Raw genomic sequence first — 20,862 nt, 5'->3', positions numbered from 1 at the left:
TGGGCGCCACAATGATGGCGCTGAACCCATTTAACCACGCTGAAGGAAGACCATCCCGTGTCCGAGCATTCACCCTTAGCACCGCTGTTGCCCGCGCTGTCTGAAGATCGCGGATTAGCCACAGCGTTATCGAGCTTGGCCGCCCACGACGAGCCCACCCCAGACCTGGGACTCCACCTGCCTGATGGGGCCCGACCTGCGGCCACCGCGTTGATTTCAGGCGCCGTGAGTGACCTGGCGACTCAACGCAACGGCGACACCCCAGTGCACCCGGTGGTGCTGGTGATGACCGCTACCCACCGTGAGGCCGAGGAACTACGCTCAGCCGTGACCTCGTGGATGGATGCTGACACTGTCGGGCTGTTTCCCTCCTGGGAGACCTTGCCTCATGAGCGACTCTCGCCACGTTCGGATACGGTCGGTGAACGGCTGGCGATCTTGCGCCGCCTGGCTCACCCACAGGATGCCGGGCAGGCCCCGCTGAAAGTGCTCTTCGCCCCGATCCGTTCGATCCTGCAACCGGTGGTCAAAGGACTCGGCGACTTAACGCCGGTGGTGATCAACACCGGTGAATTCTACGAGTTTGAGTCCGTGGTCGCTGCGTTGGCTCATGCCGCCTACTCTCGGGTGGATATGGTTACCAAGCGCGGTGAATTTGCGGTACGTGGTGGGATCATTGACGTCTTCCCGCCCACCGAAGACCACCCACAACGCATCGAGTTCTTCGGCGATGAAGTCGAGGAAATCCGCTGGTTCTCGGTGGCAGACCAGCGCTCCTTGGAAGACACCAGTAATGACGGCTCGGCCACCCCCACCAGTGTGTATGCGCCACCGTGCCGAGAACTGTTGCTCACCGACGCCGTGCGCGAAAAAGCCCGTGCGCTACAAGCCTCCATGCCGCAAGCCGTCGATATGCTGGAACGCATCTCGCAAGGCCAGGCCACCGAGGGCATGGAATCGCTGGCGCCGTTGGTGACCGAGATGGTTGACTTCCTAGACCTGTTGCCGGCTGGATCGTTGAGCCTGCTGATTGAACCGGAGAAAATTCGAGCCCGGGCCGAGGACCTGTTGGCCACCAACGAAGAATTCCTGCAGGCGGCCTGGGCGGCTGCTGCCGACGGGGTGGCAGCACCGCTGGATACCTCTCAAACCGAACAGTCTCAGTTTGGGGGATTCGCCACGCTAGCGGAGACCCGGGCCAAGGCGCTGGAGAATCATCAGGGCTGGTGGCAATTCGCTGTGTTGGGTGCTGACCCCGATTTAATCGCTGATGAGCAGAGCTACCGGACCGGATTCCGGCCCTCTGCAGAATTCTCCGGAGACGTGGAGGCCATGCTAGAGCATATGCGCACCCGGATTTCTCAGGACTTCACTGTCGCGGTGGCCACCGACAGCTCCGGTTCGGCTCGGCGCGTGGCCGAGTTGCTTGTCCAAGCCGGTATGAGCGCCTCGGTGGTCGAGGAAGTGGCCGCAGAATTGCCCGGCCAAGTTCAGATCACGCCAGCAGCTATTAACGCCGGTTTCGTGGCGGAAGCAGAAAAAATCGCGGTGGTATCTGAACGTGACTTATTTGGACGTCGTGCGATTGCCGGATCCGAACGCGGCAAACGTCGTTCCCTCGCCCGGAAAAAGCGCAACGCGGTCGATCCTCTCGAACTGCGCGAAGGCGACTACGTTGTTCACGCTCAGCACGGCATTGCCAAATTCATTGAACTACAACGTCGCAAAGTCTCCACAGCACCATCTGGAGTTGCCGCCCAAGATGGTTATCGGGAATACCTGGTGTTGGAATACGCTCCCTCCAAACGCGGTGCTCCCGGAGATCGGCTGTTTGTGCCCACCGACCAGCTGGACCAAGTCTCGCAGTACGTGGGAGGAGAGACTCCCAGCTTGTCGAAAATGGGCGGCTCTGACTGGGCTCAGACGAAGTCCAAAGCCCGGCGGGCGACCCGCGAAATCGCCAATGAGCTGATCCGGCTCTACTCGGCACGCATGGCCTCTCGAGGGTACTCGTTCTCGGCCGATACGCCGTGGCAGAGAGAACTCGAAGAATCCTTCCCCTTTATCGAAACGCCCGACCAGCTGACTGCAATCGATGAAGTCAAGCACGATATGCAGTCGCAGGTTCCGATGGACCGGCTGATTTCCGGGGATGTAGGCTTCGGCAAAACCGAGGTCGCCGTTCGCGCAGCGTTCAAGGCGGTTCAAGACGGCAAACAGGTGGCGGTGCTGGTGCCCACCACGCTGTTGGCTCGCCAACACCATGAAACCTTTACCGAGCGTTTCGCCGGCTTTCCCATCACCGTCCGGCCTCTTTCACGTTTTCAAACCGGCAAACAGGCTAGAGACACCATCAACGGTGTCGCCGACGGGAGCGTCGATGTGGTGATCGGTACTCACCGGCTGTTGGCCGACCAGGTGCAGTTCAAAGATCTCGGCCTGGTGATTGTCGATGAGGAACAGCGCTTCGGCGTGGAACACAAGGAACAGCTGAAGAAACTTCGCACCAATGTCGATGTGTTGGCCATGTCGGCGACCCCGATCCCGCGCACCCTGGAGATGTCGATGACCGGGATTCGGGAAACTTCGACGCTGGCCACCGCCCCGGAGGAACGCCACCCGGTGCTGACCACGGTCGGTCCCTATACCGACCAACAGGTGATTGCCGCGATACGGCGGGAGATGATGCGCGAAGGGCAGGTTTTCTATGTCCACAACCGGGTCACCTCGATCAATAAGGTAGCCGCCCACATTCAGCAGCTGGTGCCCGAAGCCCGTGTCGCGGTGGCTCACGGCAAAATGGCTGAGTCCACCTTGGAAGAGATCATGGTTAAATTCTGGGAGAAAGAGTTCGACGTGCTGGTCTCGACCACCATCATTGAAACCGGGCTCGACATTGCCAACGCCAACACGTTGATCATTGAAGATGCCCACCGCTACGGGCTCTCCCAGCTGCACCAGTTGCGCGGACGCGTGGGACGTGGTCGAGAGCGGGCCTACGCTTATTTCCTCTACGATCCACATAAACCACTGACCGAGACTGCTCTGGAACGACTGCGGGCGGTGGCCACCCATAACGAGTTGGGATCGGGTCTGAAACTGGCCCAGAAAGACCTGGAAATTCGTGGGGCCGGCAATCTGTTGGGTGGGGAACAGTCCGGCCACATCGCCGGGGTGGGATTCGACCTCTATATCCGCATGGTCGGGGAAGCTGTGGCCGATTTCAAGGGCGAAGACGATCCTTCGCCGGTGGAGGTCAAGGTCGAGCTACCGGTCAACGCGCACCTGCCGCATGATTATGTCCCCGGCGAACGGCTACGTTTGGAGGCGTATCGAAACCTGGCCCAGGCCCACGATGACCAGGCTATCGAGGCGGTGATCGACGAACTCAAGGACCGCTACGGGGACCTACCAGAACCGGCTGAGAACTTGGTCGCGGTGGCTCGATTGCGCAATGTCGCGCGTGGACACGGGATCTCCGAGATCATGTCGATGGGCAGGAACATCAAGTTCGGGCCTGTGGAAGAGCTCCCCGAGTCACGTGTGATGCGCCTGAACAGGATGTATCCAGGTTCGAGTCTCAAACCGGCTTTGAAAGCCGTAATGGTGCCCCGGCCCAAGGACGCTCAGACGGTGGTCGGTAAGGACCTCACCGACCAACCACTGTTGCAGTGGGCCAGTGAGCTGGTGCGCAATATCTTCCCTCAGGTGGCCAAGAACTTACCGGAAGAAGGTGGATCATCGCAGGAGTCCGGTGTGGCTGAGGGTAGTTAGTGTTGGTACTCGCCAGGCTGGAGGATGCGACGCCAGAAAGGTTTCATCGGAACCCCAGCTAAGGGGCGGGACAGTGGTGAATAGATGATCAGCAAGCCGAGTGCCCAGCTGGTAAGTACGGTGAGGATAAAGCGCTGATGCAGGTTATCGACACCCAGCCGGGCGAACTCCATGATCAGCCAGCCATGGGCCAGCACCACCACGGTCCCGGTTCGGACTAGTTGCTGTATCACCGGGCGGGCGGGTTGGACCAGAACGTTGACCCAGGTGCCGAAGATCATCACCATGCCACAGACCATCAGCACCCCGACCACCGGGGTCACCAGGAACAGACCGAATCCAGCGAATTTGATGTTGTGCGGTGGCACGCCCATCAGCACCGCGGCCATGCCGATCAGCACGAGGCCAAGACCGAGGAAACCCAGCGTGGTGGAGTCGAAGGGCGTGGTCGTTGATTTGGCTTTGATCCCCGGAAAATCGCTGAGTCGCGGCAGGATGTGATAGCGGAAGGCTTCACCGCACAGGATGTAGAACATACACGGTATAGCGAGTCCGATGCCCAAGGGCAAGATCACGCCCAACTGGTAGTCCTCGGGCAAGACCGCAGCGGCGACAAAGCCCAGGATGGCCACCGTCCAGGCCACCCAGGTGGGGAATCGTTCGAGGAACCGACGGATAAGTACGGCAAAAAAGAGCACCGAGATAAACCAGAAGGCCCACCACGGCGGGTCTTGCTGCGACCCGCCATACCAGCCGTAGAAGAGTGCTTCGAGGAATTCTTCCCAGGTGTCGTTGAACAGCCATGCCACGACCGACATCAGCACCGCCCAGATCAAATAGGGCACGCCCAGAGTGAGCCACCGGTTTTTCAGTTCGGTGGTGAAGGGCCGGCCGGGGGTGAAGAAGAAACCGGACAGGAAGAAGAACAGCGGCATCCGCCAGATTTCCAGATAACTTTTGAAGGTGAAAGCATCCCCGTAGATGTGTCCGACGACCACCGCGACGATCGAGACGATTCTTAACAGGTCGATCCCCACATTGCGACCGATGGTCCCGGTGAGATGGCGCCGAGTGGCGACGTCACCGGCGGGGTAGGTGGGAGTGGCCATGGTGCGCTGAAGGGGCTTCTCTTCTCGGTCGTGGAACAGCTGTTGGCTGATCGGCTGGCTGGTGTCCGTCCCAGTCTAGCTAACCGAAGACCTCGGTGACGAGGTCTTCGGTGTGCGCATTCCGGTCAACAGACGGGCCCACCAGTAGCGGGGTGCCAGGCGGCACAGCAGAGTTCCGACAGCGAAACAGATCACCACAGTCAGCAGGAAACGCAGGTGGAGGTTGCCCAGGTCCCAGCGGTCTAGTTGCAACAGCACGATCCCGTGCAGGAGCACGACAACGGTTCCGGCACGGGCGAGCTGATATACCCAGTGGCGCATGGGCGGTATAGCTCGGATGAGACGGTCTCCCCAGGTGGCGCTGAGCAAGATGAAACCGGCAGAGATGGTGATCCCGGTAAGCGGGGTGACCAGAAACAAACCGAAGTCTGAGGACTGGATGGAATGGGTGGGAACCCCCAGGGCGGTGGCGATGAAGCCGGCGACGACCAGGTCCGACCCGATCAGCGCATAGGGCGTACTTGGGCGCTCAGTGCCGATGGTTGCTTGCAAGCGGGTGTGCACCAGCATGTGCAAGGCACGTCCGCAGAGGATGTAGAACAAGACCGGCAAACACAATCCCACCGAGAATGGGGTACGCGCTAGGAGCTCGTCGTCGAGAATGTCAGACAGCACGAGTCCGCTCAGTGCCACGGCCCAGGGAACCCAGGCTGGGAGATGTTGCAGGCACCGGTAGAGCAGCACGGTGGCGGTCAACACCGACAGAAACCAGAATGCCATCCAGATAATGGTCTGGTCGACTCCGCCATACCAGCCCATGATGAGTAGCTCCGTGAGATGTTTGGGGTCGTGATACCACCAGATCACGGTCACCACCGAGCAGATGACTGACCACCAAAAATAGGGGACGAGAAGAGTGGTGAATCGTGTATTTGTTTCCGCGCGCAGTGACTTTCCCGGGGTCAAGAAATATCCGGAGAGCACGAAGAACAGCGGCATGCGCCACATCGACAAAAACTCGCGGTGCTCTATGGTAGCACCATAGGTGTGGCCGAAGATTACCGCGATCAGGCACAGCACTCTCAGAGCATCGACGCCGACGATCCGCGGTCGCTTCACAGTCGCGGTGTTGGTGTTCGGGGGTGCTGTTGTCATCATGGTGGGGGTCAGACGGCGGTGGGTAAACAATAGCCCGGGCCGTTGTGGGCCCGGGCATGCAGTCATTGAAAACGAAGGTCGCCACCGTCGGAACGGTGCGCGTGGTTAGTACTGCTCGGGGTCGTGACGAAGGTTCTTGGGATCGTGAATGTGATCGTGATCAACCGTATCGGAGCGACCGACAATGGCCTTGGGGATCAGGAAGGTGATCACCATCAGCACCAGCGCGGTGATGCCCGGGAGCCACACAGCGTTGACGTAGTCGGTGCTGTGCTCCCAGAAACTCAGGGCGAACATGGTTCCCAGCAGGAGTACGAACACCACGGCGAACAGGATAATATTGCCGGTGCCGAATCCGCGACCAGAGTGGTCGGTTGGTTTGCCGTTACGAATCACGGGTCTACCTCATCTTTCACAGCTACAGAAGCCTCTGTAGCCAAGCGTGGGTGCGAGTCGAATATGCTTAGTTACGTTCTAGGATAGCAAGAGTTGCGGAACAGCCCAGCCTGTTAGCCCCTGCATGAAGCATCTGAAGGGCAGATTGCCGGGTTTTAATGCCACCGGAGGCCTTCACCCCCAGCCGGTCGGAGACTGCCTGCCGCATCACGGTGACAGCTTGGCGGGTGGCTGGACCGTAGCCGAATCCGGTGGAGGTTTTGACAAAATCGGCGTGGGCTTCCTCGACGGCCTGGCAGGCCCGGGTGAGCAGGTTGGTGGAGAGGTTGCCGTCGGGGCCGGTCAGCGCCCCGATTTCGACAATGACTTTCACCAGCGCAGAATCGTTGATGGACTTGGTGGCCTCGACCACCTGGGCAATATCGGCGATGACGGTGTGATCGTCCCCGGCATGCAACGCGCCCAGATTGATGACCATATCGATCTCTGTGGCCCCGGCAGCGACAGCTTGTTGAGCTTCGGTGGCTTTCGCCCAGGTCGTGGTGGCGCCCAAGGGAAACCCGACCACGCTACACACCGCGACCGGTGAGTCCTCGAGCTGGGTCACCGCGGTCGGGACCCAGAATGGATTCACGCACACCGAGGCGGTGCGGTGGGCGGCAGCCTGGTCACACAGGGCGGCAATGTGTTCGGCGGTGGCGGTGGCCGTCAACAACGTATGATCGATCAACCCCGCCAACTCGGCGGTGGAGAGGGTGTCAATCTGTTCGGTGGTCAGGGCGGCGGTGGGGGATTCAACAACAGTCATCGTTTGGGTGCTTACCGTTCGGGGTTTAGGGGTTGGGTCAAAAACGTTTCGGCATCCGCTTCAAGCCGTGCTAACAGGTCCGCAAGCCGTGAGGCGGCAGCGGTCTTGTCGGGGGTCTCGGTGGGCCGTTGTGGTGGCAGGTGAACTTCCAGATAGCACTTCAGCTTCGGTTCGGTCCCGGAGGGACGGACCTGGACCGACAGGTGTGCAGCCGGAACCTCGGGGTGGGCGGGGTCGGCTTCGGCGCTGAGAGACACCAACTCGGTGGGGTGTAATCCTTGGGCGGAGGCGGTGGCCGGATCGGCGTAGTCAACCAGCGTGGTGGGGCCGATACCGGCTAAGGAGGCTGGTGGGTGCTGGCGCAGGTGCGCCATGATCTGAGGGATCACGCTGAGATCATCCAGCCGCAACGACAGCTGGCTACTGAGCCCGGACCCCACGAGGGCCTGCAACTGCTCACGATACTCCCACAGGCTCGATCCTTGGGATTTCAGTGCCGCGGCTAGTTCGCAGATTAACAGTCCGGCGCTGAGTCCGTCTTTATCGCGGACCACCTCGGGGGCAACACAGTAGCCCAGGGCTTCTTCGAAACCGAATTTCAGATGGGGCACGCGCGAGATCCATTTGAAACCGGTCAGTGTTGGAATGCATTCAGCCCCCGGGTAGTGGCCGGCCAGCCGGGCTAACGCGGGGCTGGAGACCACCGAGCGGGCCAGCACCTGCGGGTTGGTGGTTGTCGCGTGGGAGCCTGAGCGAGCTAAGAACAACGACCCGAGGATTAAACCGAGATCATTGCCGGAGAGTCGTTGCCAAGTGCCGTTCGGGGAACTGGGGCTCGGGATGGCAACGGCCAGTCGGTCCGCGTCGGGATCGTGGGCGATGATCAGATCGGTCTCCGGTTCCCGATTGGCGGTGCTCAGCGCCAGATCCAGAACACCGTGTTCTTCCGGATTGGGGAAGACCACCGTGGGGAAGTCGGGGTCGGGATCGATCTGTTCGGCTACTGGCCGGAGTGGCCCGTACCCGAAACGGCGCATCATCTCCGGGAACACCACCCCGCCCACTCCGTGCATCGGCGTATACACCACCCGCAGTGACGCCCGAGCCCCGATGGCCTGGTCTGCGGTGAATTCCGTGAGTGGAGACCGCGGTTGCAACGAGTCGGCGAGCGCGAGCCGGTAGCGTTCGGCCACCTCGTCGACGTCCAGAGACTCCACGCCAGCGGCTTGCATGACCGGGATCTGGTCGGTAGTGTGCCAGTGGTTGATGCGCTCGGCGATCTCGGTATCGATTGGGGCAATGATCTGGGCTCCGGTGCCCCATTGGTCACTGAGCCGTCCGCCGAGGTAGACCTTATAGCCGTTATCGGTGGCCGGGTTGTGGCTGGCGGTGACCATAATGCCCACATCGGCGGCGAGCTCCCGGACGGCGAAGGCGAGCAGCGGGGTGGGACACCACGTTCTGAAAAGGTAGGTTTGGCACCCAGCGGCTTGGAACACGGCTGCAGAATCTTCGGCAAAGCTCAACGAGCCGTAGCGGGCGTCGAAACCGATCACCACCCGCGGCGGGCGAGAGTCCTCCGTCAGCCGGGACTGTGCCCAATCGCTGATGCCGGCTGCGCTACGCCGGACGACGACACGGTTCATACGGTTCAGACCCGGACCTTCGGCAGCCCGCAGACCAGCGGTGCCGAAACGAAGGGGCCCGGCAAAACGGTCGGCCAGGGTGGCATAGTCGTGGCGGTTGAGTTCTTCGTGCAGGATCTCGTGGTGTCGCGGGTCGGGGTCGATCTGGCACCAATCCTCGACCAGGCGAACGAGTTGGTCGGGGTCAACGGGGTTATGTGTGGTCATAGCTTGTCGATGATCGAGGCGAGTAAGTGGGAAATGCGTGTCTGGGCGGCACGGCCGGCCTCGATCACTTCGTGATGGGAGAGCGGGTGCTGGCTGATGCCGGCAGCCTGGTTGGTTACCAATGACATCCCGAAGACTTCAAGCCCGGCATGCCGGGCTGCAATGGCGTCTAATGCAGTCGACATACCGACCAGGTCTCCACCGAGGAGCTTGGCCATGCGTACCTCGGCGGGAGTTTCGTATTGCGGGCCGGGGAACTGGACATAAACTCCCTGTGGCAAGGAGGGATCCACGCTGCGGGCGATCTCACGGATGCGAGGCGAGTACAGATCGGTGAGATCAACGAACTCCGGGCCCAGGAGGGGAGTAGCGCCGGTGAGGTTTAGATGGTCGCTGATCAGCACCGGTTCTCCGGGCGGTAACGCCTCGTTGACGCTGCCAGATCCGTTGGTGAGCACCACCAGCTCAGCTCCGGTAGCGGCAGCGGTACGCACCGTGTGTGCTACCGCGTTCACATCGCGGTGTTCGTAGTAATGGGTGCGAGATCCGAACACCAGCACGTGGTCAGTGACCGTACCCTCGGCGGAGCTCCGGGCAATGGAAGACACGGTGGAGCCGTGTCCGGCCACAGACGCAGAAGTGAAACCCGGAATATCACCGGTGGGCAACTCGGTCTGACGGTCACCGAGCAGATCGGTCGCCCCGGACCAGCCAGAGCCCAGTACGACCGCGATGCGGTGCTGTGCTACCCCGGTCGTCTCGGCGATATAGCGCCCGGCTTGGCGGGCTAAATCGAACCCCGGATGGTCCCCGGACAACCCCATGGACTCCGCAGTAGGCTCAAAAATGTTCTTGTCAGTCACGTCTGTCATCCTAGCGAGAACGGCCCCAGCCAGCCTAGCTGTGAGGTTCAGCTGTCATCTGCACTACATCTGTGGGCCTTGGCAGGGTTTGTACGACAGAATAGGACTCGTGTCTTCTTCAGCATTGATTCCTCACCCCTCATTGACCATTATCGGTGCCGGACCCGGAGGCTACGAAGCAGCGCTGGTGGCTGCTAACCAAGGATCCGAGGTCACCATTGTCGAACGTGACGGTATCGGCGGGTCAGCGGTGCTGACCGACGTGGTGCCGTCGAAGACGCTGATCGCGGCAGCCGACGGCCGTCGGCGCGTGATGAAATCGACCAGTCTGGGTATTGAGCTGGATTCGAACGCAGTGTTCTCCAACCTCAACGAGGTGGACCAGCGTATTATCCAGCTGGCCTCGGAACAGTCCGAAGATATCCGCCATAAGTTACAGAAGGCCGGCGTCAGGATTGTCATCGGTCAGGCTCGCTTCCGGGAGCCTCGCGTGCTGGAAGTGGAAACCATCTCGGGCAAGACCGAAACCATCACTTCCGATGCGGTGCTCATCGCCACCGGGGCCTCACCTCGAGAACTCCCAACCGCCCAGCCCGACGGGGAGCGCATTTTCAACTGGAAGCAACTCTACCGGCTCCGTGAACTGCCCGAACACATGATTGTGGTCGGCTCGGGTGTCACCGGTGCGGAATTCGCCTCGGCTTATAACCTGCTGGGCGCGAAGGTATCGCTGGTATCCTCACGTGACCAGGTGTTGCCCAATGAAGACCCTGATGCGGCGCGAGTGCTGGAAAACGTCTTTATAGAAAACGGTGTCAACGTCGTATCCCGAACCCGCGCCAATGCCGTGACCCGCACCGAGCACGGGGTTGCGGTCGAGTTGTCCACCGGCGAGGTGCTGGAGGGCTCCCACTGTCTGTTGGCGGTTGGCGGGATCCCCAACACCCAGCACCTGGGGCTGGACGAGGTCGGGGTGGCCACCACTGAATCCGGACACATTCGGGTTGATGCGGTCTCGCGCACCTCCGTGGAAGGCATCTACGCTGCCGGGGACTGCACCGGTCGGCTGGCGTTGGCCTCCGTGGCGGCGATGCAGGGCCGGATCGCGGTCAACCACCTTATCGGTGATGAGGTTAAGCCCTTCAACCCGTTCCGGGTCTCGTCTAATATTTTCACCTCTCCGGAGATTGCCACCGTCGGTGTGGCTGCCCAGCAGGCCGATCGTACCAAGTATCAGTATGACGAGGTGATCCTGGATCTGACCACGAACCCGCGGGCCAAGATGATGAACGTTGAGCACGGTTTCGTCAAACTCTTTGCGCGCAAAGGCTCCAATAGTGTGGTCGGTGGTATCGTGGTGGCTCCCCGTGCCTCGGAGCTGATCTACCCGATCTCGTTGGCGGTGGCCAAACGACTGCAGGTCGATGATCTGGCCAATACCTTTACCGTCTACCCCTCACTGTCGGGCTCCCTGGCCGAGGCTGCCCGACTGTTGCACGTGCGTAGCAGTGATTTGAACCCGGTCCCCGAAGACGTCTAAATACACCAGAATGCTCGCCCAAGGCCTTTAAAGAGATTCAGGGCTGTCAGGATCGCGATGAGCCCTGACAGCCCTGAACCGTATGTCGGGTTAGCCTCAGGTGCGCTGGACTTCGTCGACAGTGAAGTCATACAGCGAGCGGTACTTGGTTTCCGGGGCCACAACGAGGGCCACCAGTGAGATCGCTGAAGCGATCGAGAGATAATAGCCGACCCAGGCCACTGACATATTTTGCACCAGAGCGGTGGCAATAAAAGGGGTCAGGGCGGCGCCGAGGATCGAGGAGACGTTATAGGCAACGCCCGAACCGGTGTAGCGGGTTTCGGTGGGGAACAGTTCCGGAAGTACCGCCGACATGGGCCCAAAGGTCAAGCCCATCAGCATCATGCCGACGATTAAGAAGGCAGCCATCTGCCAGACCTTCAGCGATCCATCGTCGTGGAGCACTGAATGCGGTGACAGCCAGGGGCCAAAGGTCATCCCGAATAGCACCATCAGCACCGTGATGACGATCAGGGTGGGTCTGCGGCCGAATCTATCGGCGAGGTATCCCGCGACCGGAATGAACAGCGCGAAAAAGACAATGCCGATCAGTTGCAAGACCAAAAACTCCGAGTAGTTTTCGCCCAGACCCTGCCCCTGCTTGGGGCTCCCAATGGCATAAGAGAGGATCCAGGTGGTCATCAAATAGAACATCACGTAGGTGGCATACATGATGAACGTTCCCAGAAGTAACTCCCACCAGTTGCGCTTGAAGACCTGACCCAGGGGAGCCTTGGCCCGTTTGTCCTGGGCAATGACGCGCTGGAAAACCGGGGTTTCTTCCAGGCTGACGCGGATCCACAAGCCGATGATGACCATCACGGCCGAGAGCAGGAAGGGAAGCCGCCAGACCCAGTCGATGAACACGTGATCGACACCGTGTTCCACCGAGTTGTAGCCGACCGCAACAGTCAGGACCAAGAAAAAGCCATTGGCCAGCAAGAACCCAATTGGAGCACCCAGTTGTGGCCACATGGCCGCCCCAGCACGCTTGCCCTTTTGGGCGGTTTCGGTCGCGAGCAAGGCGGCCCCGGACCATTCACCGCCCAGGCCTAGTCCCTGGCAGAAGCGCAGAATGGTCAGCATCGCCGGCGCCCAGATCCCAATCTGGTGGTATGTAGGCAACAGACCAATCAAGAACGTGGCAATGCCCATGGTGAGCAAGGCGCCGATCAACGTGGCTTTGCGTCCGATGCGGTCGCCCATGTGGCCGAAAATGATCGAACCGATCGGCCGGGCCACGAAAGCAGCACCAAAGGTCGCCATCGAGGCCAGTAGTGCGGCCGACTCGTCGCCTTCAGCGAAGAAGATGAGCGGGAACACCGACACCGCGGCGGTGGCATAGATATAGAAGTCGTAGAACTCAATGGAGGTACCCACCAGGGAGGCGATAATAATCCGCCAGCGCGGGACACCGAGTTCTGTAGCGGTGTGGTCATAAGAATCTGACGCGATGTCGTCAGTGACACCAGGCATAGGCTGTCCTGCCATGATGCTCCTCAACAGGTAGTCAGTGAATAAGCGAATGTGGAACTTTTTCAGGCTACTACCGCGCTGAAGTCAACGCTGCAGAAACAGCAAAAACCGGGGTGATCGTCTCACATTTTGAGATTCTGTGAGAGGATCACCCCGGTTGAGGCTATAAAAGACGAGATGGTGGCGGGATTTTTAGGAATCGGAGATGGTGGCCAGAATGCCACCGGCGGCGATGGTTTCCCCCTGGGCTACTGTCAAGGAAGTCACGGTGCCGGACTTGTGGGCGGTGATGGGCTGTTCCATCTTCATCGCTTCCAGTACCACGATCAGATCTCCTTCAGAGACGTGCTCGCCTTCGGCGACGGCGATTTTGACCAGCGTGCCCTGCATCGGGGAGGTTAAGTCATCGCCAGAGGCTTTCTTCGGTCCGGTCGCTCCGGCGGCTTTACGCAAACTGCGACGAGGCTTGCCGGTCGCTCGACCGCCCGATTGTTGCACCGAGGGCAACCCCGGCATGGTTTCCGGTAGCGTGACTTCGACACGCTTGGTGTTGACCTCGATGGTGACGCTACGACGTTCGGTCGCCTCGGTCTCGAGAGCGGTGGGGCCATCGTAAGGGGTGATGGTGTTATTGAACTCGGTTTCGATCCAACGGGTGTGGACATCGAAGGACCGAGCGTCAGGCTCGTTGAGCTCCGGGGCGAAGGCCGGATCGCGGACGACGAGACGATGGAAGGGGAGTACCGTTGGCATTCCCACGATCTGCATCTCAGTCAGGGCGCGGTAGGAGCGTTCCAGGGCCTCACGACGCGTTGCGCCGGTGACGATGAGTTTGGCCACCATAGAATCGAACGCGCCCGAGATGGTCTCGCCTTCTTCCACCCCGGTGTCGATGCGCACTCCGGGGCCACCGGGCAGACGCAACCGGGTCAGGGTACCCGGTGCTGGCATAAAGTTTCGACCGGCGTCCTCGCCATTGATTCGGAACTCGAAGGAGTGGCCACGATTGGTCGGGTGCTGGTAACCAAGTTGCTCACCGCGGGCCACGCGGAATTGTTCGCGGACCAAATCCAGGCCCGTGACTTCTTCGGAGACACAGTGTTCGACCTGCAGTCGGGTATTGACCTCCAAAAACGAGATCGTGCCGTCTTGACCGACCAAAAACTCACAGGTACCAGCGCCGACGTAGTTGGCTTCCTGCAATAGTGCGACCGAGGCATCGTAGAGACGCTGGTTCTGCTCATCGGTCAAAAACGGTGCGGGTGCTTCTTCCACCAGCTTCTGGTTCCGCCGTTGCAACGAGCAGTCGCGGGTCGAGACCACGGCAACATGGCCGGAGGAATCTGCGATGCACTGGGTCTCAACGTGGCGCGGTGCCTCCAAGAAGCGCTCCACAAAACACTCACCACGACCAAACGCGGCGGTGGCTTCCCGCACGGCCGATTCAAACAGCTCGGGAATATCTGCGCGCTCGCGGGCGACCTTAATGCCCCGACCACCTCCCCCGTAGGCGGCCTTGATGGCCAAGGGCAGGCCATGCTCATCGGCGAAGGCGAGAACCTCGTCGGCGGATTCCACCGGATCTTGAGTTCCTGGGGCGAGTGGAGCTCCGACCTTCTGAGCGATCTGTCGTGCTGCGACCTTATCGCCCAGGGAGTCAATGGCTGAGGGAGAGGGGCCAATCCAGACAAGGCCGGCCTCTAAAACGGCGCGGGCAAAGTCAGCGTTTTCAGCCAAAAAGCCGTACCCGGGATGAACGGCATCGGCTCCGGACTCTTGGGCTACACGAATGATTTTGTCGATGCGCAGGTACGTCTCGGCAGCTGTGTCGCCCTCCAAAGAGTAGGCTTCATCGGCCATACGCACATGCATCGCGTCTCGATCCGGGCCTGCATAAACCGAGACCGCGTCGAGGCCTTCGTCGTGGGCTGCGCGGATCACGCGAACAGCGATTTCACCGCGATTGGCAATTAGGACCTTAGAAAACGGCTTGAGCAGCAGCTCGGTGCTAGCGCGTTGAGCGGTCATACAGGCACAGGCTCCTCAATAATGACGAAAACTTGGCGAGGGACGTCGGCAAACGGCCAGGAGAATATTCCACCACAGTCCCTTGAAGAATCCTAGGACCTCACGGTGGGAATTCTACAATTTGACGTGAAATTCTTGGCAGATTGGCAGAATCCCTTGGAGGAAGTCTACAAAAATGCTTCGAGTTCCTTCAGCGGTGTGATGTCAGTCCCACCAATCGGAGAGCCGGTATCCCCACGTTTGAAGTGACTCGCGCACCACACGCAGGCTGAGCCCCAAGACGGTATTGGGATCACCTTGCACGGACTGGATCAGCGATGCGCCCCGGGCTTCGAGGGTAAATCCACCGGCACACCCTAGCGGTTCGCCGGTGGCCACGTAGTCGAGGATCGTTTGCTCGTCCACCGCTGCGAACTCCACCTCAGCGGAGTCGGTGACCACTTGTTGCTTGAGCGCACCGGGTTTTTCAGGGTGGAGGAGCCCCAGCCAGTGTCCGGTGTGCAGGGTACCGGACTGTCCTTGTTGGGCCCGCCAGCGCTCGATGGCGATCTCGGGTTCATGGGGTTTGCCGTAAACGCTGGAGTTGAATTCAAAGACTGAATCGGCCGCCAAAATCAGTGTTGGGGAGGTTATCTCCTGAGCTACCTCGGTAGCGACTGCCCTGCCCTTGGCCTGGGCAAGCAACTCGGGAATCTCAACCGGGGTGAGTTCGCGGTTTTGAGAGGCCACCAATGCCGGTTCATCGATGTCGGACACACGTTGGGTGAAGGGAAGAGCGGCCCGAGCGAGTACTTGGGCTCGGGCTGAGGAGCCGGAGGCCAGAATAATCTCAGGGTGCTGAGATCGCGCCATTAGTCTTCCCCAGCGGAGATACGCCAGTGTGCCGTGACGTCACGGTTCCAGGTCGAGACCCGGCGACGGTGCGAAAAACGACGGGCACGGGCCTTTTCTCGGTCTTCGGCCGTTTCAGGCTGCGCCATGGCTACGATACCCACTACGGCCGTGGCTGCAGCGATGTCTTCGGCGGTGAGATTGCCACCACGCACGATCATCCCGGTGGGATCGTGGTGTTCCTCAACGCTCATCCAGGTTCCTCCCATATCTCGGCCGGTGTGGTCTTGGGTTTACAGTGGAATATTGCCGTGCTTGCGGTACGGGCGCGACTCACGCTTATTGACCGTGGCGCGAATGGCCTTGACAATTTCGGCGCGCGTTTCTGAAGGCGCGATCACGGCGTCAACGTAACCGGACTCTGCTGCCTGATAGGGGTTGAGCAACTCGGCCTCGTAGTCCTCAATCAATTCCTGGCGACGGGTCTCGACGTCTCCGCCCTCGTCAGCGACCTTGGCCAACTCGCGACGGTAGAGAATATTAACCGCACCCTGGGCACCCATAACACCGATCTGGGCGGTAGGCCAGGCCAGGTTGAGGTCTGCACCGAGCTTCTTCGAACCCATCACAATATAAGCGCCCCCGTAGGCCTTCCGAGTGATCACGGTGATCTTCGGGACCGTAGCCTCGGCATAGGCATAAATCAGCTTCGCGCCACGCCGAATGATGCCGTTGAACTCCTGATCGGTGCCGGGCAAGAAACCAGGCACATCCACCAGGGTGACAATCGGAATGTTGAAAGCATCGCAAAAACGCACGAAGCGTGCCGCCTTCTCCGAAGCAGCGATATCCAGGGTGCCAGCAAATTGCATTGGCTGGTTGGCCACCACGCCCACCGAACGCCCATCCATCCGGCCGAACCCGACAATCACGGAGGGAGCATAAAGTTGCTGGACTTCTAAAAAGGCCCCGTCATCAACCAGCGTGGCCACCACGTCGAGCATATTGTAGGGCTGGTTCGCCGAGTCGGGCACGATAGTGTTCAGGGACAGGTCGGCTTCGGTGGTCGCCAGATCGGGGTCGACATCGAAGATCTGACCATCGGAGTAGTTGTGCGCTGGCAGGTAATCCAGCAGTTCCCGCACCCAGTCGAAAGCATCGGCTTCATCCTCGGCCAGATAGGCCGCGGTCCCGGTCCGCTCATTGTGACTACGAGCGCCACCAAGAGTTTCCATATCAATGTCTTCACCGGTCACGGCCTTGATGACATCGGGGCCGGTGATGAACATGTGTGAGGTCTGATCCACCATGACCACAAAATCGGTCAGGGCCGGGGAGTAGGCGGCACCGCCAGCAGCCGGTCCCATAATGATCGAGATCTGCGGAATCACCCCCGAAGCCAACACATTATTGCGGAAGATGTCTGCGAACATCGCGAGGGAGTCCACGCCTTCTTGAATGCGTGCTCCGCCCCCGTCGTTGATCCCGATGATAGGACACCCATTACGGGCAGCGAATTGCTGGACTTTGACGATCTTTTCCCCGTTGACCTTCGACAGGGACCCACCGAACACGGTGAAATCCTGAGCGTAAACGGCCACCAGACGTCCATCGATGGTCCCATAGCCAGAAACCAGACCATCACCTTCGGGGTGTTTGGCGTCCATACCGAACGAGGTGGTGCGGTGCACGCGAAGCTGATCGAATTCGACAAATGAGCCGTCATCCACCAGCTCGTCGAGACGTTCACGAGCGGTGGCTTTACCGCGGGAGTGCTGACGGTCAATCGCGACTTGGCCGGAGGGCACCATCGCAGATTCACGCCGATGGAAGAAGTCTTCGAGTTTTCCCGCGGTGGTAGTCAGATCGGGAGTGGTCTGTCCCGCCTGGTCTGGCTCAGTGCTCAACAGCTTCCTCCAACATGGGTTAGGTGTGCTTTGTTGATCCCGCTGGTACTGCTGATTCTAGCGCGGAGAGCACAGCAAGATTCGAATCTCTAGTGTACTCATCTCAGCGCTCTGGCACCATGAAGTGTCCTGCGGGAAAGGCATCCCCTACGCTAGGAGTGTGACTACTTCCTCTGAGCCCATCATCCCAGCTGATCCGCAACGGATTCGTGAACGTTTCTCCACCGGCCTCAGTGATGATACCCGGCGGGGAGCCAGTCGGTTATGGTTGCCCAGCGTGGATTCCACGCAACGCTTTCTGATGAGGGAGGCCAAAGAGCACCCGGAGTTCTGGCCACACGCCAGTGGAGTGGGAGCTAATTATCAAACGGCAGGTCACGGCCGTCGTGGAAACGCCTGGCAGGCTGCTCCGGGCGCCTCGGTGAGTATGTCGATTCTGCTCAAACCCGCGCGGTTAGGACCCGGCCTCCAGGCCCAATATTGGCCCTGGATTACGTTGGTGGCTGCCGCGACGCTGGTCGACTGGTTCGGTGAACTAGGTGTGACGGCTCAGGTGAAATGGCCCAATGACGTGCTGGGATCTGACGGACGAAAACTCGTGGGAATCTTGGCGCAGGTTGTCGATGACGACCGGGTGATACTCGGTCTGGGCATCAACCGCGATTTCGGTGGTTCCGGCCAGCAACGTCCGGTCGACACCGCTGCGGCACTTAGCGATTACAACCCGGTCCTGGCCACTGTGGGGTCTCGAAAGCTTGCTGACGAGGCGATGACTCGTTTGGTGGCCGGACTCGAGACCTTTGCTGAGCGCGTCAATCCGCCCAACCCGGATCACGTCGAAGACGAACTGCGTCGTCTCAGTCGATTGATCGTTACCGAAGGCCAGTACATTAGCGGTGAACTTCCAGGCCAGCGTCGCTTGACCGGCTGGATCAGAGGCCTCGGGGATACCGGTTCACTGTTGGTCGAACCTGACCCCTCTCTGCCAGAGGACACCCTGGAAGATCTCCCGCGAGATCCCGACACCGGGTGGGTTGATCTGACCTCAGCAGTGATTCATCACGTTAGACCCCGATAGGTTCGCCTCCAGCCAGACAAGCACGACTCCACGTCGGGCTCGACCGGTAGAATGGCAGTGCCGGTCACATATCTCACGCTGTGAACGCTGAGCACACAGCATTTCTTCATCTTTGTCCGGCATACTGTGGTCGATGCAGCAGATGCACCCCGTCCGGGTCGGAGAGGAGGAGGATAAATGGCCAAGCTTGTCACCGGAGAACAAATGCGGATCCGTACCCGTGCCGATGCCTCCATCCTGATTGGCCCAGCCATCTGGCTGGTGTTATTGGGCGGGCTTCAAGGCGCTTGGCAAGGATTCTTAACCCGCCCTGATCTGCCCTGGGCGCTGAGTACGTATGACCGTGTGTGGTCGATCGCCGGAACTGTTGTGGTGGTTTTACTCCTGGCAGTGCTGGTGGTTCGCCCAGTCTGGCAATGGTTGACGGAAGTTTATGAAATCACCACCCACCGGGTGGCCCAACGCTACGGCACCTTATCTGTGCGTCGCCGGTGGATGGCGCTATCCAGTATTGTCCACATCCGGATTCGCCAGTCCCGCCGACAAACTCGTCGCGGGGTCGGAGACCTCCAACTCTTCACCGCTCAAGGACAATCCTGGACTTTGACTAACGTGCCACACGTCGATGACTTCACCCACTTTGTGGAAAACGAACGTCTCGCTTATGCTCGCAAATTTGGCACGTTGTCGGCAACCTATCGGCCCGACTATCGCCATGACGGCATGTCGACACAGACGCCGGGGAACTCCCAACCCCACCCGATGGGAGGCTACTGATGGCTCGCGGATCAGAGAACACCGGGCATTCCGAAGACCAGGTTTACCGGGACCCCACACCTACTCAGCCTGAACCAGTAGTGCAGTCTAACCCTTGGGAAGGGCTCAAAGAGCTCAGCGACTTACAGGACCAGAAAGGTGACACCGCTGCCACTCTTGACCCGATCAACGACCCGGAAACCTGGACCCAGGCGATCCGGGTGCTTGATGAAGAGCTCATCGGGGGGCCACGCAAACTTAATCGTCGCCAGTTGGCCCAGAAACTCGGCGTATCGGCGCTCTCCGTTCGCAAGCTCGGCCGAGCCTTGGGCTTCCCGAATGTCTCCGAAGAAGAACCAGTCTTTACCAATAGTGACGCTGACGCCTTCGCCACCATGATCGACTTGGTGCGACGCGGTATTTTGAACGAAGAAACCGCGATCTCACTCTCACGCTCCATTGGGCAGATGACCGACCGGATGGTGGTCTGGCAGATCGAGGCCCTAGTGGAAGACAAAATGAATGCCGAAGGTCTCTCAGATCCGCAGGCCCGCCGTGAAGTCGTCCAGATGTTGCCCCGAGTCGTGGATTCGCTGGAAGAAGTCATGGCCTACTCCTATAAGCGTCAACTGAATTCAGCGTTGCAACGACTGGCCGTGCGGGTTGAAGCAGGGCTCGCCGCTTCAGCCCGGGGTCGCGATGGCACCGAAGACGATGATTCGCTACCGCTGGCCCGGGCGGTCGGGTTTGCCGATATGGTCTCCTACACCTCGCTGTCGCGCACCATGTCCGAACGCACCCTGGCCCAAATGGTGCAACGCTTTGAGAACCGGTGCGCAGAAATTATCTCTGTGGGCGGAGGTCACCTGGTCAAAACCGTCGGCGATGAGGTGTTGTTCAATGCTGAAACCCCCGAAGACGGAGCCGAAATCTCGCTGGCCTTATCAAAGGCGCTGTCGGATGACCCGGTGCTCCCCTCGGCGCGCGTCTCGTTGGTGTGGGGCCGGGTGCTCTCCCGACTCGGAGATATCTACGGCCCCACCGTCAACCTTGCTGCCCGGCTGACCGCGCTGGCCGATCCGGGCACCGTGCTGGTTGACCAGATGGCTTCCAACGCGCTCGCCGATGATGACCGCTATATTCTGATTCCCCAGCCACCGGCTTCGGTGCGAGGATTCGGTGAAATTCGCCCGGCGATGTTGTTGCGGGGCACCGGTGAAGGTATTGAGATCGACTAGTGGGC

The 20,862-nt window shown here is 60.0% G+C and carries 16 protein-coding genes; 5 read left to right on the top strand and 11 right to left on the bottom strand.

Going from position 1 to position 20,862, the window contains the following annotated elements:
• Nucleotides 1-57 precede the first annotated feature (57 nt).
• Nucleotides 58-3,774, top strand: coding sequence for a transcription-repair coupling factor (gene mfd, locus QDX22_RS05290; protein WP_279718114.1), 3,717 nt, complete (start codon nucleotides 58-60; stop codon nucleotides 3,772-3,774).
• Here the strand turns inward: mfd and QDX22_RS05285 are convergent.
• The 6 genes from QDX22_RS05285 to QDX22_RS05260 all read right to left on the bottom strand — a co-directional run bounded on the left by QDX22_RS05285 (nucleotide 3,771) and on the right by QDX22_RS05260 (nucleotide 9,970).
• Complete coding sequence (locus QDX22_RS05285) at nucleotides 3,771-4,883, bottom strand: acyltransferase family protein (protein ID WP_122549511.1); 1,113 nt, start codon at nucleotides 4,881-4,883, stop codon at nucleotides 3,771-3,773. The two genes, mfd and QDX22_RS05285, sit on opposite strands and share 4 nt — an antisense overlap.
• Before the next feature lie 75 nt (nucleotides 4,884-4,958).
• Nucleotides 4,959-6,107 (bottom strand): acyltransferase family protein, encoded by a 1,149-nt coding sequence (locus QDX22_RS05280; protein WP_122549512.1) that lies wholly within the window; start codon nucleotides 6,105-6,107, stop codon nucleotides 4,959-4,961.
• A 39-nt stretch (nucleotides 6,108-6,146) separates the two neighbouring features.
• On the bottom strand, nucleotides 6,147-6,437 hold the full coding sequence (locus tag QDX22_RS05275) for a hypothetical protein (protein ID WP_110101116.1): 291 nt from the start codon (nucleotides 6,435-6,437) through the stop codon (nucleotides 6,147-6,149).
• Between the two features lie 67 nt (nucleotides 6,438-6,504).
• Nucleotides 6,505-7,245 (bottom strand): deoxyribose-phosphate aldolase, encoded by a 741-nt coding sequence (gene deoC / locus QDX22_RS05270; RefSeq protein WP_110101115.1) that lies wholly within the window; start codon nucleotides 7,243-7,245, stop codon nucleotides 6,505-6,507.
• Between the two features lie 11 nt (nucleotides 7,246-7,256).
• Nucleotides 7,257-9,098 (bottom strand): phospho-sugar mutase, encoded by a 1,842-nt coding sequence (locus tag QDX22_RS05265; protein ID WP_279718113.1) that lies wholly within the window; start codon nucleotides 9,096-9,098, stop codon nucleotides 7,257-7,259.
• Entirely contained in the window at nucleotides 9,095-9,970 is an 876-nt protein-coding gene (locus QDX22_RS05260; protein WP_279718112.1) for a purine-nucleoside phosphorylase, read from the bottom strand. Before QDX22_RS05260 ends, QDX22_RS05265 begins: the two co-directional genes overlap by 4 nt.
• 91 nt (nucleotides 9,971-10,061) lie before the next feature.
• On the opposite strand from QDX22_RS05260, the gene QDX22_RS05255 reads away from it, so the two are divergent.
• Nucleotides 10,062-11,501, top strand: coding sequence for an NAD(P)H-quinone dehydrogenase (locus tag QDX22_RS05255; RefSeq protein ID WP_122548877.1), 1,440 nt, complete (start codon nucleotides 10,062-10,064; stop codon nucleotides 11,499-11,501).
• A 96-nt stretch (nucleotides 11,502-11,597) separates the two neighbouring features.
• Here the strand turns inward: QDX22_RS05255 and QDX22_RS05250 are convergent, their stop codons facing one another.
• The 5 genes from QDX22_RS05250 to QDX22_RS05230 all read right to left on the bottom strand — a co-directional run bounded on the left by QDX22_RS05250 (nucleotide 11,598) and on the right by QDX22_RS05230 (nucleotide 17,785).
• The gene (locus QDX22_RS05250; protein WP_243857804.1) at nucleotides 11,598-13,034 is read right to left on the bottom strand and encodes an MFS transporter; all 1,437 of its coding nucleotides are present in this window, start codon (nucleotides 13,032-13,034) and stop codon (nucleotides 11,598-11,600) included.
• Between the two features lie 177 nt (nucleotides 13,035-13,211).
• The gene (locus tag QDX22_RS05245; RefSeq protein WP_110123097.1) at nucleotides 13,212-15,047 is read right to left on the bottom strand and encodes an acetyl/propionyl/methylcrotonyl-CoA carboxylase subunit alpha; all 1,836 of its coding nucleotides are present in this window, start codon (nucleotides 15,045-15,047) and stop codon (nucleotides 13,212-13,214) included.
• 204 nt (nucleotides 15,048-15,251) lie between these two features.
• Nucleotides 15,252-15,899 carry a Maf family protein gene (locus QDX22_RS05240; RefSeq protein WP_110098786.1) on the bottom strand — a complete coding sequence of 216 codons (648 nt, stop codon included), beginning with the start codon at nucleotides 15,897-15,899 and terminating at the stop codon, nucleotides 15,252-15,254.
• Complete coding sequence (locus QDX22_RS05235; protein ID WP_158278482.1) at nucleotides 15,899-16,132, bottom strand: acyl-CoA carboxylase epsilon subunit; 234 nt, start codon at nucleotides 16,130-16,132, stop codon at nucleotides 15,899-15,901. Before QDX22_RS05235 ends, QDX22_RS05240 begins: the two co-directional genes overlap by 1 nt.
• Before the next feature lie 39 nt (nucleotides 16,133-16,171).
• Nucleotides 16,172-17,785 carry an acyl-CoA carboxylase subunit beta gene (locus QDX22_RS05230; protein ID WP_233242904.1) on the bottom strand — a complete coding sequence of 538 codons (1,614 nt, stop codon included), beginning with the start codon at nucleotides 17,783-17,785 and terminating at the stop codon, nucleotides 16,172-16,174.
• 160 nt (nucleotides 17,786-17,945) lie between these two features.
• On the opposite strand from QDX22_RS05230, the gene QDX22_RS05225 reads away from it, so the two are divergent.
• From QDX22_RS05225 to QDX22_RS05215, 3 genes are all read left to right on the top strand, one after another.
• Nucleotides 17,946-18,863: a biotin--[acetyl-CoA-carboxylase] ligase gene (locus QDX22_RS05225; RefSeq protein WP_122548866.1), complete on the top strand. Its 918-nt coding sequence runs from the start codon at nucleotides 17,946-17,948 to the stop codon at nucleotides 18,861-18,863.
• Between the two features lie 177 nt (nucleotides 18,864-19,040).
• Complete coding sequence (locus tag QDX22_RS05220) at nucleotides 19,041-19,640, top strand: PH domain-containing protein (RefSeq protein ID WP_110098783.1); 600 nt, start codon at nucleotides 19,041-19,043, stop codon at nucleotides 19,638-19,640.
• Nucleotides 19,640-20,857 carry an adenylate/guanylate cyclase domain-containing protein gene (locus tag QDX22_RS05215; RefSeq protein WP_183145586.1) on the top strand — a complete coding sequence of 406 codons (1,218 nt, stop codon included), beginning with the start codon at nucleotides 19,640-19,642 and terminating at the stop codon, nucleotides 20,855-20,857. The genes QDX22_RS05220 and QDX22_RS05215 overlap by 1 nt, the downstream gene beginning before the upstream one ends.
• The last annotated feature ends 5 nt before the right edge of the window (nucleotides 20,858-20,862 follow it).

It is taken from the genome of Auritidibacter ignavus, from assembly GCF_029853775.1.
In the GTDB taxonomy this organism is placed as follows: Bacteria; Actinomycetota; Actinomycetes; order Actinomycetales; family Micrococcaceae; genus Auritidibacter; species Auritidibacter ignavus.
This window is presented reverse-complemented; position numbering and strand designations above follow the sequence as displayed.

What these genes read in the sequence shown, in the direction of transcription:
- QDX22_RS05285 (WP_122549511.1), bottom strand. Translation starts at nt 4,883, where the DNA reads ATGGCCACTCCCACCTACCCCGCCGGTGACGTCGCCACTCGGCGCCAT.
- QDX22_RS05280 (WP_122549512.1), bottom strand. Translation starts at nt 6,107, where the DNA reads ATGACTGCATGCCCGGGCCCACAACGGCCCGGGCTATTGTTTACCCAC.
- deoC (WP_110101115.1), bottom strand. Translation starts at nt 7,245, where the DNA reads ATGACTGTTGTTGAATCCCCCACCGCCGCCCTGACCACCGAACAGATT.
- QDX22_RS05265 (WP_279718113.1), bottom strand. Translation starts at nt 9,098, where the DNA reads ATGACCACACATAACCCCGTTGACCCCGACCAACTCGTTCGCCTGGTC.
- QDX22_RS05260 (WP_279718112.1), bottom strand. Translation starts at nt 9,970, where the DNA reads ATGACAGACGTGACTGACAAGAACATTTTTGAGCCTACTGCGGAGTCC.
- QDX22_RS05250 (WP_243857804.1), bottom strand. Translation starts at nt 13,034, where the DNA reads ATGGCAGGACAGCCTATGCCTGGTGTCACTGACGACATCGCGTCAGAT.
- QDX22_RS05245 (WP_110123097.1), bottom strand. Translation starts at nt 15,047, where the DNA reads ATGACCGCTCAACGCGCTAGCACCGAGCTGCTGCTCAAGCCGTTTTCT.
- QDX22_RS05240 (WP_110098786.1), bottom strand. Translation starts at nt 15,899, where the DNA reads ATGGCGCGATCTCAGCACCCTGAGATTATTCTGGCCTCCGGCTCCTCA.
- QDX22_RS05235 (WP_158278482.1), bottom strand. Translation starts at nt 16,132, where the DNA reads ATGAGCGTTGAGGAACACCACGATCCCACCGGGATGATCGTGCGTGGT.
- QDX22_RS05220 (WP_110098783.1), top strand. Translation starts at nt 19,041, where the DNA reads ATGGCCAAGCTTGTCACCGGAGAACAAATGCGGATCCGTACCCGTGCC.
- QDX22_RS05215 (WP_183145586.1), top strand. Translation starts at nt 19,640, where the DNA reads ATGGCTCGCGGATCAGAGAACACCGGGCATTCCGAAGACCAGGTTTAC.